We start from the raw sequence: 12,639 nt of genomic DNA, 5'->3' as shown, positions 1-12,639 counted from the left end.
GCGCCGTCCCGATCGGTCACGGACGCCGGTGTGACCAGCACGGCCAGGAGAAGTCCGAGCGTGTCGGTGAGCAGGTGCCGCTTGCGACCGTTGATTTTCTTGCCCGCGTCGAAGCCCCGTGAGTCGAAGGTGACGGTGGCGTCTGCCTTCACCGACTGCGAGTCCACGACCCCCGCGCTCGGCTCGGCGCTGCGGCCTTCGCCGGCGCGGACGGCTTCCCGAAGCCGGTCGTGCAGCTCGGTGACCAGTCCCGTGTCCCGCCAGCGGGCGAAGAAGGCGTAGACGCGCGGCCAGGGCGGGAAGTCCGCGGGCATTGCCCGCCACTTGATGCCGTTGTCGACGAGGTAGCGCACTGCGTCGATCATCTGCCGGTGGCAGTAGCCCTCCGGACGCCCGCCGCGGCCCGAAAGCCAGCCCGGCACCGGCAGAAGGTCCCTCACCACGGCCCACTCGGCATCGCTCATGTCCGAGCCGTATCGGGGCCGGCGCTGCGGCCGGTCGACCGCGTTCCCGAACCTGTGGGCGAGGCAGTCACACCCACGAGTGGACGAACTGGACTCGGCGACCACGACCACGCGACACTTCGACAACAGGGCCTCTTGCTTCTCGCTGGACTCGACATCCGCGAGCTACCAAGAGGCCCTTCCTTCATGCACCCGACCCGGACAACTCACCCGAACCAGGACCCCGTTCGAACCTGCCCGACCGCGCGAGCGGATAGAGAACAGGCAGTCAGACGGTGTGTCCCCGTCGTACCGGTGCAATTGATGTGTCCGGACATTGGTGAAGCCCGTCGGCAGCTACCAGGAAAGAGGCACAGGGTGTTCCGCTCACAGACCGGCCATGTCACAAAGCACGAGTTCGCAGACGAGCGCGTCCATCTTCCGACGCGGAGGAACCCCTGTTCTCACTCGCGAGCAGGCGCGCGATGCCCTGGAGAGACGCGCCCTCGGATCACGCGCGGACGACACGGCGATCGTCGCCATCGAGCTGGTCAGCAATGCGCTACGGCATACGAGATGCGGGCCGGTGTGAACGACTGCGTGCAGATCGCGGAACCGGGGAAACACGTCGCGGTGCGACAATTCCAAAGGTGTGGAACTTCAGCCGCTGGGCTTTTCGCGGGGCTCTCGACTCGATGCGATGCTCAGCCAGCCCCCTCCTGGGGTGCACCACGATCACAGGTACGCGCCTACTGATCACGTGCTGTACCCGGCACTACCGATCAAACCCGCAGGAAATCTCCTGGCTGGTTGCCCTCCCTTGACGGAACCCTCGCTGGTGTCACCCAAATCCCGCCGATAGCGTTAGCACACTCGTGAGAACCCTCGCCCCACCGGGAGCCATCCGTGAACCGCCGCCCCATACTGCTCGCAGCCGCCGCGCTGACCGCTGTCGCGGCCATCTCGCTGTCCGCCTGCGGGAGTGGCGATGACAGCTCCAGGAGCAACGACAAGATCGCTGGAGCGAAGACGGAGGACGGCTCATCGACCTCGGTTTCGCCGAGTGCCGGCGCATCGAACACCGCCGCCCGACCGGCCATCACGTTGCCCGAGGACATGAAGAGCGTCTTCGAAGGTTGGGAGACGGGGGATGTCGACAAGGATGCCGCTCTGGCCGACGCGGAGCGAGCACTCGGCTCTGTTGACGACGCGATCGCCCGAGGCGACACGAGGTCGAAGGCGCTCGCCTTCTACTACCAGGACGATGCGCTCATCAGTGAAGTCAAGTGGGTTCAGGCATGGCTGGATGCCAACATCTCCTGGACGGGAACCATCCGCTACTTCGATCCGCAGGTGACGCTTCGCGACAAGAAGACGGCTGTCGTTGTCTACTGCGCGGACGACAGCAAGGCGTACAACAAGGACCGAAAGAGCGGCAAGGTGAACAAGACGCCAGCCAGCGACAGTCCCTACGTCCTTTACAACACTCGCTTGGAGAAGAACGACGACGGCGTGTGGGTGACCACTGGTCTGTACACCAAGAGGGGGCATGAGCAGTGCGGAGGCTGATCACACCAACCCGGATCGGCCCCATTGTCCTTCTGGCTCTGGTTCCGGCAGCAATTCCGAATTCCGCATGGGCAACACCAGGGCCCGGTCCTTCCGTAACTGAAGTCGACCCCGGTACATCGGCCAAGGCCGACGGCGACACCCTCTCGGCGTCTGCTGCAGGTGTGGTCGTCTTCGACCATTCGAAGAACGGCAGCGGTGAATCTGCCGGCGCCGTCGTGTCGACCACTTCCTGGACGCCTCCCGCCTGCTATTACGCGCCGAAACACACGCCCAAGGAACTTGAGGCGCAGATGAAACAGGTATGGGCGAGTAGCGCGCCAAGTCACGAGTGGGCCCTGAAGACCCAGAGCTACTTCCTCAACGGCAAGCCCCACAAGGACTTCAACAAGGACAAGGAGGGCAAGGGCTACTGGTGGGACGCGTACGTCACCGAGGGGCGTGAGGCGGACCCGGGCGCCCAGGACTGCGACGAGATGCCCTTCTGGGTCGATGAAGGTGACGCGCCACCGGCTGACGCACCTCAGGCCATCTCCCCCGAGATGCTCGCCCAGCTCGCCTACGCCGAGATCCGCGTCCCCCCGACGAAGGTCGACCTCGCCCCGGAGGGCACCACGAAGGTGAATCTGCCGACATGGGCGTGGCTGGACACCGCGGAGTTCAAACCGGTCTCCGTCACCGCGTCTGTGCCGGTACTCGGCCTCAGCGCGACGACCACCGCCGAGCCGGTCTCGCTGATGATCGAGCCGGGCACGGACGACGCGGTCACGTACCCCGCCTCCGGCGAGTGCGAGATCAGCGACGGGCAGATCGGCGAGCCCTATGCCCTGGGCAAGGCCGACGAGACCCCGCCGTGCGGGGTGAAGTATCTGCGCTCCTCGGGCGACGGCTCGTACAAGTTGCAGGCAACCATCACCTGGAAGATCAGCTGGACGAGCACGACTGGGCAGGGCGGCGACCTCCCGAACGGCACGTTCGGCACTGATCAGGACGTCGTGGTCCAGGAGATCCAAGCGGTCAACCGCTGACGGGGAAGCGTAGGTAGCGAGAGTGTCGAAGGGATCGGATCTCCAGGTCGACCACGACATGCTGTCCTGGAGTGCCAAGCAACTCGCACAACTCCGCCGCGAGTTCCAGGGGCTGGAGGAGTGGAAGCAGGACATCAAGGCGCTGCTCGGCGACAGTCGCGTCCAACACGCCATGGGTGACTTCGTGGACAACTGGGACAAGAACCGCAAGCGACTGGTCGAGGAAATCGAGGCGGTCGGGAAGATGGTCAAGACGACCAGCGACGCCTTCAAGGGACTCGACGAGAAACTGGCGACGGCCAACAAAGGGAAGAAATAGCGCCTTGGGTGCAGACCGCCCGGTGGCTCCCCACAGGAGGAACTTCCATGGCTCGACCGGCTGACTGGGCGCCGCTCGCGGAGGGCGATCCCGTTCCGGGTGACCCGGAAGGAATTCGGCGCGAGGCCGAGCATATGAGAAAGGTCGCCGAGAAGCTGCGCACGCAGGCCAAGGCCATGCGGGCGATCGCCGGGTGCGACGGCCTGAAGGGTAAGTACAAAGAAAAATTGGGCGATAAAGCGCGTGGCCTCGGTCGCAGACTGGACCTCGCTGAGGACCGTTACCGCAAGGTGAAGGGCCACCTGAATGGCTGGGCGGACGACATGGAGGACGCCCAGAAAAGAGCGGACCGAGCCCTCGCCGATGCGAAGGATGCTCAGCGCATCATTGACAACCCCACGCCCGCCCCAGCAGGCAAGGGCTCGAAGAACAACTCCGGCAAGGACGATCAGCCAGCCGACGATCCCGCCGTCAAGCGTGCCCATGAAGACCTTGAGGCTGCCCGCCGCAAGCTGAACTCCGCTGTCACCTTCTACGGTGAGCGCGCGGACCACTACGCCGGCAAGATCCGGTCGTCGATCGACGACGACATGGAGGACAGCTGGTGGAATGATGTGAAGGCCTGGGTGGGCGACGCCGACTGGTTGGACACAGCGGCTAAGTGGTTGAGTAATGCCACCACGCTGTTGACATTCGCCGCGATCTTCTTCCCCGCCCTTGGAGTGGTGGCCGGAATCCTCACCGGCCTTGTCTTCGGCATCCACCTCCTCATGGCCGCGACGGGCAACGGGTCCTGGTCGTGATTACCGACATCGCGGCGTTCAAGATGGCCAGAAACGGCATCAAGGCCGCCAAGGCGGTCAAGGGGCTCCAAAAGGAAGGGCGCGGTATCGCCAAGGACCTCGCCGAGCAAAAAGCGAAGCGGCTGGCGAGGATGGACCGTGCCGCAAGCGGACGCGGCGGGAGCGGACGGCTTGGCAGGCTGCGCCGGACTGCTGACAACCAGCAGGGGCGAGCGGCGGGTGCAAGAACCCGAGACGAGGCCATGCCGGAGGTGACGCAGGCGGAGAAATACAAGGCCCTCGGAGACAAGCGCATGGCGGAACAGGTGAAGGACATCGGGCGCATGAGCGGCCGGTACCCGGACAGTCAGCGGCTGAGCGACATCGCCGCGGAGGCAGCACGCCAGAAGGGCATCGCGCAGTCCTACTGGGGGACGAGTACGGCACTTGACCTCGGCGGCAGGGCCGGAGAGGCTTGGTCCAGCACTTACACGAATGCAAAGGGAGACATGACGGCGCCGGGAGCAGGGATCGGATCCCAATGGTGACGCCCAAACCGGGGAAGCGGAGAACCGGTCTCACCGCGAGCGCCCGCACCCGGCAAGCACGTCAAGCTCAGGACCGTGTTCATGCTGCTGCAGGTCAGGACTCTCTGAGTCCTGTACTCCCTCCCGTTGAAGGGGGAGGCAATCCGCGTGCCGAGGGCGTCGGCTCCGGAACAGATGCGCTCGACCCGGGAGACGAGAGGCTTCGCAGGCGAGCGACACACGTTCGCTATGTACTGCTCGCCATCGCGCTCGTCATGCTTCTCTGGTTCATGGTCGCGTTGCAGAACAGCAAGCCAGGGGTCCCGGAACTGCCGATGCCGACATGGGCCTTGGATGTCGCTGCGCTCAGTCCCCTGCTGGTGCTGATCCGGTTCTGGAACCCGGAGACCAGGGCGCGCAGCGGCATCCTGGAATTCGACCTCAGGGTCTTCAGCGGTCTCTACTTCCTCATGGCCGTCTTCGGGGTTGCCGGCGGTGGGTACAGGCAACTCTGGCCTGCTGTCGCGATAAGCGTCGCGGTGCATGTAGGTATCTGGTACTCGAACAGGCGGGCCGGGGGGCGTGGTTGATCCCATGACCGGGCCGACATCTCCGCCAACCGGCTATCACCTCCTCCTGCCTGAGGACTGGGTCCAGGTGCCGCTGGGAAAGGGAGACGCAGAGGCCGCCGTACGTTCGCTTGTCACATCCGCCTTTGCACGCGTGCCGGCCGACGTGCCTCGTGACAAGTTGACGCCACTCCGACTGGAGCTGGAGCGCAGGCTGATGGCAGCCGTTGCCGAGGCCCGTCGGGCCGACGCACTGGAGATCTACCTGCCAGTCAAATCGGGGGGCGAGGTGAATCTCGCCGCATCGTTCAGCGTTTCGCAAGCACGCCTTCCAGCGCGCTCCGGGTCCGGCGGCAGCTCCAGCAAGACGTCCGACCCGGCAGAGGTCGCCGTGCAGCTGCTCGCAGGCGACAGCGCTACAAGCAGCTCGGAGGTGGACCTCAGCACTGGTGAGGTCGACGGAGCTATCGCGGTTCGCCGGGAGCGCGTCGCACCGGCGGACTCGAAGCGTGGTGTCGAGCTCGCCAGCCGCAGGGTGGAGTACCTCCTGGCCGTACCCGCTGATCCCAGCCGGTGGCTCGTGGCCGCCTTCTCCACGATCGGCGCTGGATCTCCCCGGGACGAACTGGCTGACGCCATGGTCGAGTGGTTCGACGCGCTGATGACGACCTTCCGATGGAGCTGGGCATGACCGAGCCTCAGATCGAGCTGGAGCACGAGTTCAGCCTCGACATCGATTACAACCCGAGCCGGTGGCTGGAGCTTCCACCGCGCTGGGACACCGAGGAGTGGCAGGACATCGGCGCCTGGGCGCATTCATGTGCCGAGCTGTTCTGGCGGTCGTACGGGCAGGATCCGGGAACGACAGGGATCTCCTTCCTCGCAGGCAGGCTGCGGCAGTTCGCGGAAGCCTTCGCGCCAGAGCCCTTCGACACGCGAGTGCTGCTGCGCATGTGGGAACCGACCAGTATGCCGCTCCAGGTCTGCGCCATGGTCAAGCCCGCAGAAGGAGACCGGGAGGAGACGCTGCGCTTCCTCGTCGGAGCGGACGACTCGGACGCCGTCGAGCCGCCAGTCGTCGAGTCCTTTCAGACGGAACTGCTCGGCGAAGGGTTGCGGGCTTTCCGCTATCTGCGGCAGGACGACACCCCTGAAGTGCTCGCGGCGCTCCGCTATGCCTGGCGCGTTGAGGAGGTCGGAGCTGACGTGGTGCTGTGGACCGCCACCGATGACACCGCGCAGGTCATCCGGGCTGCCCCGGACATCGAAGAGCTGACGGACACGATGAGCGTGGCGGTTTGGGAACTCGCGCCGGAGGATGAGGATGCTCCGCCGAACGTGGGTTCGTAGATCTGAGGCGTGGGCGGCGGCGATGGGATCGGGGTCACCGTGCAGGATCACGTCGGTACCTGCCGGAGCGGCCTGAGGGCCGGTCTCAGATTTCGTTGCCTGCCCAGCAGGCAGCGTGTTGCCCCGCCGCTACCTTGGGCCCCGTCGATTTGCTGATCGCCAACCGGTTTCACACGTCGTCGAGAGACTCATTGGTCACGTCCGGCGAAAGGCTTGGCGTCACCGCGGCCGCGGCGGCCACGGCTCCGGCGGCGCCGATCACGCCGCGGCGGGAAAGGGGGTTCTTCTTGCGGGAGGAGGCTTGAAACATCAACCCTGCGCGGTGAGATGACACTGGGCGGCCATCACAGCAGGACCTCGGTCACCGGAACGGACGTTGACGATCAAGGCGTGCCGCGTGCAGGGGCCGACGATGCAGTCGTCGGCGAGGGAGCGGTCTCGCTCACGACGGTGAGCGAGTTGGGGCGTGCCGTGCAGCGCTGTGTCGCGGCGGGGATACCTGCGGCCAGATCGTCGCCGCGGACGAGCTCTGGGCCGGCGCCGGTGATTTCCGTGGACCACGTGTGCATGGTGACCTGGCCCCGACGGTCACCGACCCGCGAGGCCCAAGCGTTCCGCGCCCCAGGGTGAGAACGTCATGGGGCCCGCCCATCCCTGATGGACCTGCGCTATCTGGGACGGCACCGGGCTCACCGGGTACACGTCTCTGCCTCGGGCCCAGTTCGCGAGCAGCCCCAGCGTCGTATCGACGGACGACACCGTCATCGTCACCCTCGCCCCGCCCTTGCCCCAGGTGTTCCACAGTGCCCAGCCCTCGGCGCGGGGTTCGACTCCGAGGCGGGCGCACGCCTCCTCGTAGGTCTCCTCGAAGCCAGAAGGCACAGAACCCGGCCGGAGCACCACCACGCCCGCCATCCGCACCGCGGGTCGGTCCTCCTCGGGCAGACAGCCGTCGCCGGGAAAGTGGTAGTGCCGGATCTCGCGGGCGAGTGCGTTCACTGCTCGGTGCAACGGCGTGGCATCGTCCGGGTCCGGTGCATAGGACAGGTTGCCCTCGGCGGACGCCGCGGCGGTCACCGCCCTGGCAAGCCGCTCGATCTCCCGCAAGTAGTCCAGCTCAGAGAATCCAGGTCGAGACACGCGACGGAGTGTCGCATCCGTCAAGCGTCGGGTGGAAACGGATATGTGGCAGTCCAGGGCTCAAGCAGTCAGCTGTGAACGGAGGTGAACGCCCCCGGCGTATCAGTCACACAGTCCGTCAGCACGACCGCCCCCGCCCTGCCCGCCCTCCGCGACCTGACGGTCGTATCCGCACGGCAGGGCCGCCGACACCGGCGCGGGTGCGCAGCGCATGGTAGGCGTTCGCGGCGCCGTGTCGGTGCCGAGCGTGCCGACCGTGCCGAAGGCGGGCTTGCGGCGACAACTTCCAGTCACCATCCTCCCTCGCCCCGCCGGTGGCCGCATCCCGCATCCGGCGCCGCGGCCCGGCCTCGAGATGCGGTCACCGCCACCCGCTGGATACGCTCGCTGAGTGGCCGGGTGACGATGCCCCCAGGGCCGTGGCGCAGCTGGCGCCCCATCCCGCCCCGCGGAACCGACGTCTTCCGCGGTCCCCACCTCACCTCTGCGTTGTTCAGCGCCTCCATGGGAGGAAGGTTGCGATGAGGTTCATCCGCACGCGCACAGCAAAGGCCGCCGCGGCCGCTCTGGTCGCCATCCCGCTCGCGGTCGTAGGACCGGCGGCGTCGCAGGGTTACGCAGAAGATGCTTCGCCGAGCCCGACGGGGACGTTCGGACCCGACTGTGCGGCGCTCTCCCAGAAGGCCGACACCGCCAGGGACAAGGTCGTGGAGGCCGCCGCCGCATACCCCGAGCTCAGCCAGCTGGTCTCGGCGACGGTCCGAGCGGGACTGAACGGCACGCTCGACGCGAAGCCCGACATCACGATCTTCGCGCCCAACGACGAGGCCTTCCAGAAGGTGACCGCGTCGCAGCTCGCCTCGCTCCTCGGCAATCCAGGGGAGCTGAAGAAGGTGCTGACGTACCACGTCGTGGACCAGCAGATCACTCCGAACGAACTCTCCGACGGCTCGTTCACGACGGCGGAGGGCGGCAAGCTGACCACGTCGGGCTCGGGCACCGACTTCAAGGTCAACGGCGAGGCGGGCATCGTCTGCGGCAACATCAAGGCCGCGAACGCCACCATCTACGTCATCGACTCGGTTCTCCAGCCGCCGTCCTGAGCCTGCGGCCGTCCCGGTCCGCCCGCTCCCTTCGCATCCCCCACCCCAACCACACCGTGACCGACGCCGACCCTCCCGCCATCACCGACATCCCCACCCCCGGCGACGTCACCTGAGCGACCACCCCCGCCGCCGCCGCGCTCACCCCCTGCATCGTGAGCATTCCGGCGGAGTGCAACCCCAGGGCGTGGCCGCTCAGTTCGGCGGGGGTCAGGGCGATCAGCTGTTCCTGCTGGACCAGGCTCGCGCCGTAGCCCACCGATGCCACCGTCACCAGGACGCCCGACAGGGCGGGTCCCGGGCCGAGGAGGAAGAAGGCGTACGGCGCGGCCAGGAGCAGCAGGAGGGGGATGCCGAGGTGCCGCCTGCGCGCGGGGGCCAGGAGCCGGCCGACCAGGACGTCGCCCGCCAGCATGCCCAGCGCGGCGCACGCGAACAGGAGCCCCGCGGACCGCGGGGTGTACGACACGTACAGGGACTCGCAGCCCACGATGAGGCCGTTGGGGATCCACAGGGCGAGGTAGAGGCGGCGGCGGGGGGCGGAGGACCACAGGAGGGCGTTGGTGCGCCGCGTCGCCGTGATCGAGGGGCGGTTCGCCGTGCGTGGGGGGCGGGGCGTGAGGCCCAGGTGGGTCATGGCCGCCGACGACAGGAACAGCAGCGCCGCCAGGAGCAGCGTCGCGCGGGCCGAGCCGAGGAGTGCCAGGAGGGCGCCGCCGGTCGCGTAGCCGGCGATCTGCGTGACACCGCTCATCATGTTGAACACCGAACGTCCCAGGAGGTAGCCGTCCTTGGTGAGGATCTCGGTCAGCAGGCCCCACCGCACTCCCCCGCCCAGCGACGCGATCAGGCCCTGCGCCAGGACGACGAGGAGGGCCGACCAGATCGGCAGCCCGGGGAGCGCGAGGAGTGCCGTGCCCGTCGCGAAGGCCAGCGGGACAGCCGTGAGGGCCCGCCTCGGGGGCAGGCCGTCCGCCCAGGACAGGAACAGCGTCGCGCCCAGCACCTGCGCCAGTGACGGGCCGAACATGCTCACCGCCGCCAGCAGGGGCGAGCGCGTCGCCTCGTACACCAGCGTGCCGAGGGCGAGGCCGCCGAGGGCCTGGGCGGCGATGTGGGCGGAGGAGGCGAGGAAGAGCGGGGTGAACTCCGGTGTGCGGAAGAGGTGGCGGTAGCTGCGCATGGGCGGAGTCTGCGAGCGTCCGCCGGCCGGTGGTTATTGTTTCGCGCACACGCGAAAGGAAGGGGCGGGGAGGGCATGGGGTGGTGGCAGGTCAGTGCCGACACGCTCGCCCGCAGCCGTTTCGTCCTCTCGCCCTACGCCGAGACCTTCGCGAGCCTGAAGCTGCTGCACGCCGGTGCCGGTGCGCACCCCGGTGAGCAGGCGTGGCTGCGCGCACACCTGCCGGCGTACCGGGCGCGGCTCGCGGCCGACCCCGTCACCGCGCTGCTCGTGCGTGCCGGGCTCGGCCGGGACTGGATCGCCGACTTCCTGACGCCGACGCCGTGGGACGGGGAGAGCTTCGCGGAGGCGGTCGCGCGGGTGCGGTCGGCCCCGCCCGGGGCGGTACGCGCGCATCTGCGGATGTCCCTCGGTGGCCCGCTCCCGGCGGGGCTGGAGCGGGACGATCTCGCCGAGCGGGCCGCGCGGCTTGTCGAGCACGTCTGGGAGGAGGGCGTACGGCCGTACTGGGGGCGCCGCCGGCGGTTGCTGGAGGCCGATGTGGTCGCGCGGACCGCGCAGGTCACCCGGGGTGGGTGGGCCGCGGTCCTCGACGCGCTGCGGCCGGGGCGGACGCGGTGGCTCGGGGAGAGCCGGTTGCAGGTGAACCAGCACGAGTATCCGCCGCGGGAGCTCTCGGGTGCGGAGCTGCTCCTCGTGCCGGTCACGCCGCACACCGGGTGGGTGTCGTGGGAGGAGCCGCGGCGGGAGCGGTACGCCGTCGTCTATCCGTGCGTGGGCGTGCTCGCCGGCGCGCCCGGCCGGCCGTCCGTGCCCGCCGCCCTCGGCGCGCTGCTGGGGCGGGCGCGGGCGGAGGTGCTGGTGCTGCTGGAGACACCGATGAGTACGACCCATGTCGTCGCCGTGACGGGGCAGGCGCTCGGGTCGGCCGGACGGCATCTGCGGGTGCTGCTGGACGCGGGACTGGTGGAGCGGCGCCGGGCGGGGCGCTCGGTGCTGTACTCCAGGACGGCGGCGGGGGAGGTACTCATCAGGTCCGCGGGGCAGCACGTAGCATCCGCACCATGACGACCAATGACGCGCAGGTATCAGTTCTCGACGTCGGCATCGACGCGCTCCAGGGCGGGGCCGCCGACCTCGAGCAGTACGCCGGGCAGGTTGTGCTCATCGTGAACGTGGCCTCCAAGTGCGGGCTGACGCCGCAGTACGCAGGGCTGGAGCGGCTGCACGAGCGGTACGCCGACCGTGGGTTCACCGTGCTCGGCGTGCCGTGCAACCAGTTCATGGGGCAGGAGCCCGGCAGCTCCGCGGAGATCGCCGAGTTCTGCTCGGCGACGTACGGTGTGACCTTCCCGATGACCGAGAAGGTCGAGGTGAACGGGGCGGGCCGGCACCCGCTGTACGAGCGGCTGACCGGCTTCGCGGACGGCGAGGGCCACAGCGGCGACATCCGCTGGAACTTCGAGAAGTTCCTGGTCGGGCGGGACGGCACGGTCGTGGCCCGGTTCTCGCCGCAGACCGAGCCGGAGGCGCCCGAGGTGGTCGCGGCCGTCGAGGCCCAGCTGGCCGGTTGACCCTGACCCTGGGGCAGACAGCAGTCTCCTGTCACCGGGCGGCAGGCGCCCGGTGACGGAGGATGACGTGGTGACCGACTCCCAGGACGAGGAACTGCTCACCATCGGCGCGTTCGCGGCGCGAGCCCGGCTGTCGGCCAAGGCCCTGCGGCTGTACGACCGCCTGGGGCTGCTGGCCCCGGCGTACGTCGACGAGGCCAGCGGCTACCGCCACTACCGCGCGGACCAGGTGGAACGGGCCCGGCTGGTGGCGCTGCTGCGGCAACTGGACATGCCGCTCGCGCGGATCGCCGAGGTGGTCGACGCGGACGGGGCCGAGGCCGCCGACCGGCTCGCCGCGTACTGGGCGGACGTCGAGGCGCGGGTGGCGGGGCAGCGGACGCTCGCCGCGTACCTCCGTGGACGGTTGTCGGGGAGGAGCTCCGAGATGTACGGAAAATTCGTGGTCGAGACGGTCGACGTGCCGCGGCAGGTGGTGATCACCGAGTCCCGGCACACGCTGGCGCATGAGCTGCCGGCCTGGATCGGGGCGTCGCTGGGGCGGTTGGAGGAGGCGGCCGGGGAGTGCGGCGGCGTGGTCGCGGCGCCCTTCGTCGTCTATCACTCCGAGGTGTCGATGGAGAGCGACGGGCCGGTGGAGGCGTGTGTGCCGGTCGCCGACGAGGCAGCGGCGCGGGCGTGGGCCGAGGCGGCCGGACGGGCCGGTCAGGCGCGGGTGCGGGTGGAGCCGGCGCGGCGGCTGGCGTACACCCGGATCACCAAGGCGCAGGTGACGCATCCGCAGATCCTGGCCGCTTTCGAGGCCGTGGAGGAGTGGGTGACGGCACAGGGCCTGTCGTACGACGGGCCCTGCCGGGAGGTGTACTTCGCGGACTGGGCGGCGGCCGGGGCCGAGGACCCGGTGTGTGACGTGGCGTTCCCCGTCGTGGAGGCGTCGGGCGTGCGGTGACGGGGAGCGGCCCGGGGCAGCACCGAGCCCTCTCGGCTAGGACGGCGAACTGGTCGAGAGGGCTCTTGGGGTCCTGCTGTGTAGGTGTCGCGACGTCAGGGAG

16 protein-coding genes are annotated in these 12,639 nt (G+C 68.6%); 12 read left to right on the top strand and 4 right to left on the bottom strand.

The window, feature by feature from the left end:
• Positions 1–464, bottom strand: a 464-nt coding sequence (locus ACIHCM_RS35815; RefSeq protein WP_399905696.1) for an IS5 family transposase, incomplete at its 3' end; no start/stop codon positions are given.
• 885 nt (positions 465–1,349) lie between these two features.
• Between ACIHCM_RS35815 and ACIHCM_RS35810 the strand changes: the two genes are divergently transcribed.
• From ACIHCM_RS35810 to ACIHCM_RS35775, 8 genes are all read left to right on the top strand, one after another.
• Entirely contained in the window at positions 1,350–2,012 is a 663-nt protein-coding gene (locus ACIHCM_RS35810) for a hypothetical protein (protein WP_399905693.1), read from the top strand.
• A 14-nt stretch (positions 2,013–2,026) separates the two neighbouring features.
• A complete protein-coding gene (locus ACIHCM_RS35805; RefSeq protein ID WP_399905699.1) occupies positions 2,027–3,040 on the top strand; it encodes a hypothetical protein in 1,014 nt (337 codons plus the stop codon).
• A 22-nt stretch (positions 3,041–3,062) separates the two neighbouring features.
• Positions 3,063–3,359 (top strand): hypothetical protein, encoded by a 297-nt coding sequence (locus ACIHCM_RS35800; RefSeq protein WP_399905691.1) that lies wholly within the window; start codon positions 3,063–3,065, stop codon positions 3,357–3,359.
• A 47-nt stretch (positions 3,360–3,406) separates the two neighbouring features.
• Complete coding sequence (locus ACIHCM_RS35795; RefSeq protein ID WP_399905688.1) at positions 3,407–4,162, top strand: putative T7SS-secreted protein; 756 nt, start codon at positions 3,407–3,409, stop codon at positions 4,160–4,162.
• The gene (locus tag ACIHCM_RS35790) at positions 4,159–4,689 is read left to right on the top strand and encodes a hypothetical protein (RefSeq protein ID WP_399905686.1); all 531 of its coding nucleotides are present in this window, start codon (positions 4,159–4,161) and stop codon (positions 4,687–4,689) included. Before ACIHCM_RS35795 ends, ACIHCM_RS35790 begins: the two co-directional genes overlap by 4 nt.
• A 254-nt stretch (positions 4,690–4,943) precedes the next feature.
• Positions 4,944–5,258 carry a hypothetical protein gene (locus ACIHCM_RS35785; protein ID WP_399905683.1) on the top strand — a complete coding sequence of 105 codons (315 nt, stop codon included), beginning with the start codon at positions 4,944–4,946 and terminating at the stop codon, positions 5,256–5,258.
• Between the two features lie 196 nt (positions 5,259–5,454).
• Positions 5,455–5,928 (top strand): hypothetical protein, encoded by a 474-nt coding sequence (locus ACIHCM_RS35780; protein ID WP_399905681.1) that lies wholly within the window; start codon positions 5,455–5,457, stop codon positions 5,926–5,928.
• Complete coding sequence (locus ACIHCM_RS35775; protein ID WP_399905678.1) at positions 5,925–6,587, top strand: hypothetical protein; 663 nt, start codon at positions 5,925–5,927, stop codon at positions 6,585–6,587. The genes ACIHCM_RS35780 and ACIHCM_RS35775 overlap by 4 nt, the downstream gene beginning before the upstream one ends.
• A gap of 169 nt (positions 6,588–6,756) precedes the next feature.
• Here ACIHCM_RS35775 and ACIHCM_RS35770 read toward each other — a convergent pair whose 3' ends face one another.
• Together ACIHCM_RS35770 and ACIHCM_RS35765 are read right to left on the bottom strand one after the other, a co-directional pair.
• On the bottom strand, positions 6,757–6,897 hold the full coding sequence (locus ACIHCM_RS35770) for a twin-arginine translocation signal domain-containing protein (protein WP_399905675.1): 141 nt from the start codon (positions 6,895–6,897) through the stop codon (positions 6,757–6,759).
• A 278-nt stretch (positions 6,898–7,175) separates the two neighbouring features.
• Positions 7,176–7,727: a hypothetical protein gene (locus ACIHCM_RS35765; protein ID WP_399905672.1), complete on the bottom strand. Its 552-nt coding sequence runs from the start codon at positions 7,725–7,727 to the stop codon at positions 7,176–7,178.
• A 521-nt stretch (positions 7,728–8,248) separates the two neighbouring features.
• Between ACIHCM_RS35765 and ACIHCM_RS35760 the strand changes: the two genes are divergently transcribed.
• Positions 8,249–8,830 (top strand): fasciclin domain-containing protein, encoded by a 582-nt coding sequence (locus tag ACIHCM_RS35760; protein ID WP_399905669.1) that lies wholly within the window; start codon positions 8,249–8,251, stop codon positions 8,828–8,830.
• On the opposite strand, the gene ACIHCM_RS35755 is transcribed toward ACIHCM_RS35760, so the two are convergent.
• Positions 8,799–10,013 (bottom strand): MFS transporter, encoded by a 1,215-nt coding sequence (locus ACIHCM_RS35755; RefSeq protein WP_399905666.1) that lies wholly within the window; start codon positions 10,011–10,013, stop codon positions 8,799–8,801. The genes ACIHCM_RS35760 and ACIHCM_RS35755 overlap by 32 nt on opposite strands.
• Positions 10,014–10,088: 75 nt before the next feature.
• Between ACIHCM_RS35755 and ACIHCM_RS35750 the strand changes: the two genes are divergently transcribed.
• The 3 genes from ACIHCM_RS35750 to ACIHCM_RS35740 are packed head-to-tail and all read left to right on the top strand — an operon-like array spanning position 10,089 to position 12,536.
• Positions 10,089–11,081: an ArsR/SmtB family transcription factor gene (locus tag ACIHCM_RS35750; protein WP_399905663.1), complete on the top strand. Its 993-nt coding sequence runs from the start codon at positions 10,089–10,091 to the stop codon at positions 11,079–11,081.
• Positions 11,078–11,587 carry a glutathione peroxidase gene (locus tag ACIHCM_RS35745; protein WP_399905660.1) on the top strand — a complete coding sequence of 170 codons (510 nt, stop codon included), beginning with the start codon at positions 11,078–11,080 and terminating at the stop codon, positions 11,585–11,587. Before ACIHCM_RS35750 ends, ACIHCM_RS35745 begins: the two co-directional genes overlap by 4 nt.
• A 52-nt stretch (positions 11,588–11,639) precedes the next feature.
• Positions 11,640–12,536 (top strand): MerR family transcriptional regulator, encoded by an 897-nt coding sequence (locus tag ACIHCM_RS35740; protein WP_399905656.1) that lies wholly within the window; start codon positions 11,640–11,642, stop codon positions 12,534–12,536.
• Positions 12,537–12,639 lie beyond the last annotated feature (103 nt).

Source organism: Streptomyces sp. NPDC052023 (assembly GCF_044548465.1).
Classification (GTDB): Bacteria; Actinomycetota; Actinomycetes; order Streptomycetales; family Streptomycetaceae; genus Streptomyces.
The sequence above is the reverse complement of the archived record's forward strand: the minus strand, read 5'-3'. Positions and strand labels throughout refer to the sequence as shown.

Excerpts from the sequence above, each read along its gene's own strand:
- ACIHCM_RS35785 (WP_399905683.1), top strand. The coding sequence starts at position 4,944 with ATGCTTCTCTGGTTCATGGTCGCGTTGCAGAACAGCAAGCCAGGGGTC.
- ACIHCM_RS35755 (WP_399905666.1), bottom strand. The coding sequence starts at position 10,013 with ATGCGCAGCTACCGCCACCTCTTCCGCACACCGGAGTTCACCCCGCTC.
- ACIHCM_RS35775 (WP_399905678.1), top strand. The coding sequence starts at position 5,925 with ATGACCGAGCCTCAGATCGAGCTGGAGCACGAGTTCAGCCTCGACATC.
- ACIHCM_RS35745 (WP_399905660.1), top strand. The coding sequence starts at position 11,078 with ATGACGACCAATGACGCGCAGGTATCAGTTCTCGACGTCGGCATCGAC.
- ACIHCM_RS35750 (WP_399905663.1), top strand. The coding sequence starts at position 10,089 with ATGGGGTGGTGGCAGGTCAGTGCCGACACGCTCGCCCGCAGCCGTTTC.
- ACIHCM_RS35780 (WP_399905681.1), top strand. The coding sequence starts at position 5,455 with ATGGCAGCCGTTGCCGAGGCCCGTCGGGCCGACGCACTGGAGATCTAC.
- ACIHCM_RS35760 (WP_399905669.1), top strand. The coding sequence starts at position 8,249 with ATGAGGTTCATCCGCACGCGCACAGCAAAGGCCGCCGCGGCCGCTCTG.
- ACIHCM_RS35770 (WP_399905675.1), bottom strand. The coding sequence starts at position 6,897 with ATGTTTCAAGCCTCCTCCCGCAAGAAGAACCCCCTTTCCCGCCGCGGC.
- ACIHCM_RS35795 (WP_399905688.1), top strand. The coding sequence starts at position 3,407 with ATGGCTCGACCGGCTGACTGGGCGCCGCTCGCGGAGGGCGATCCCGTT.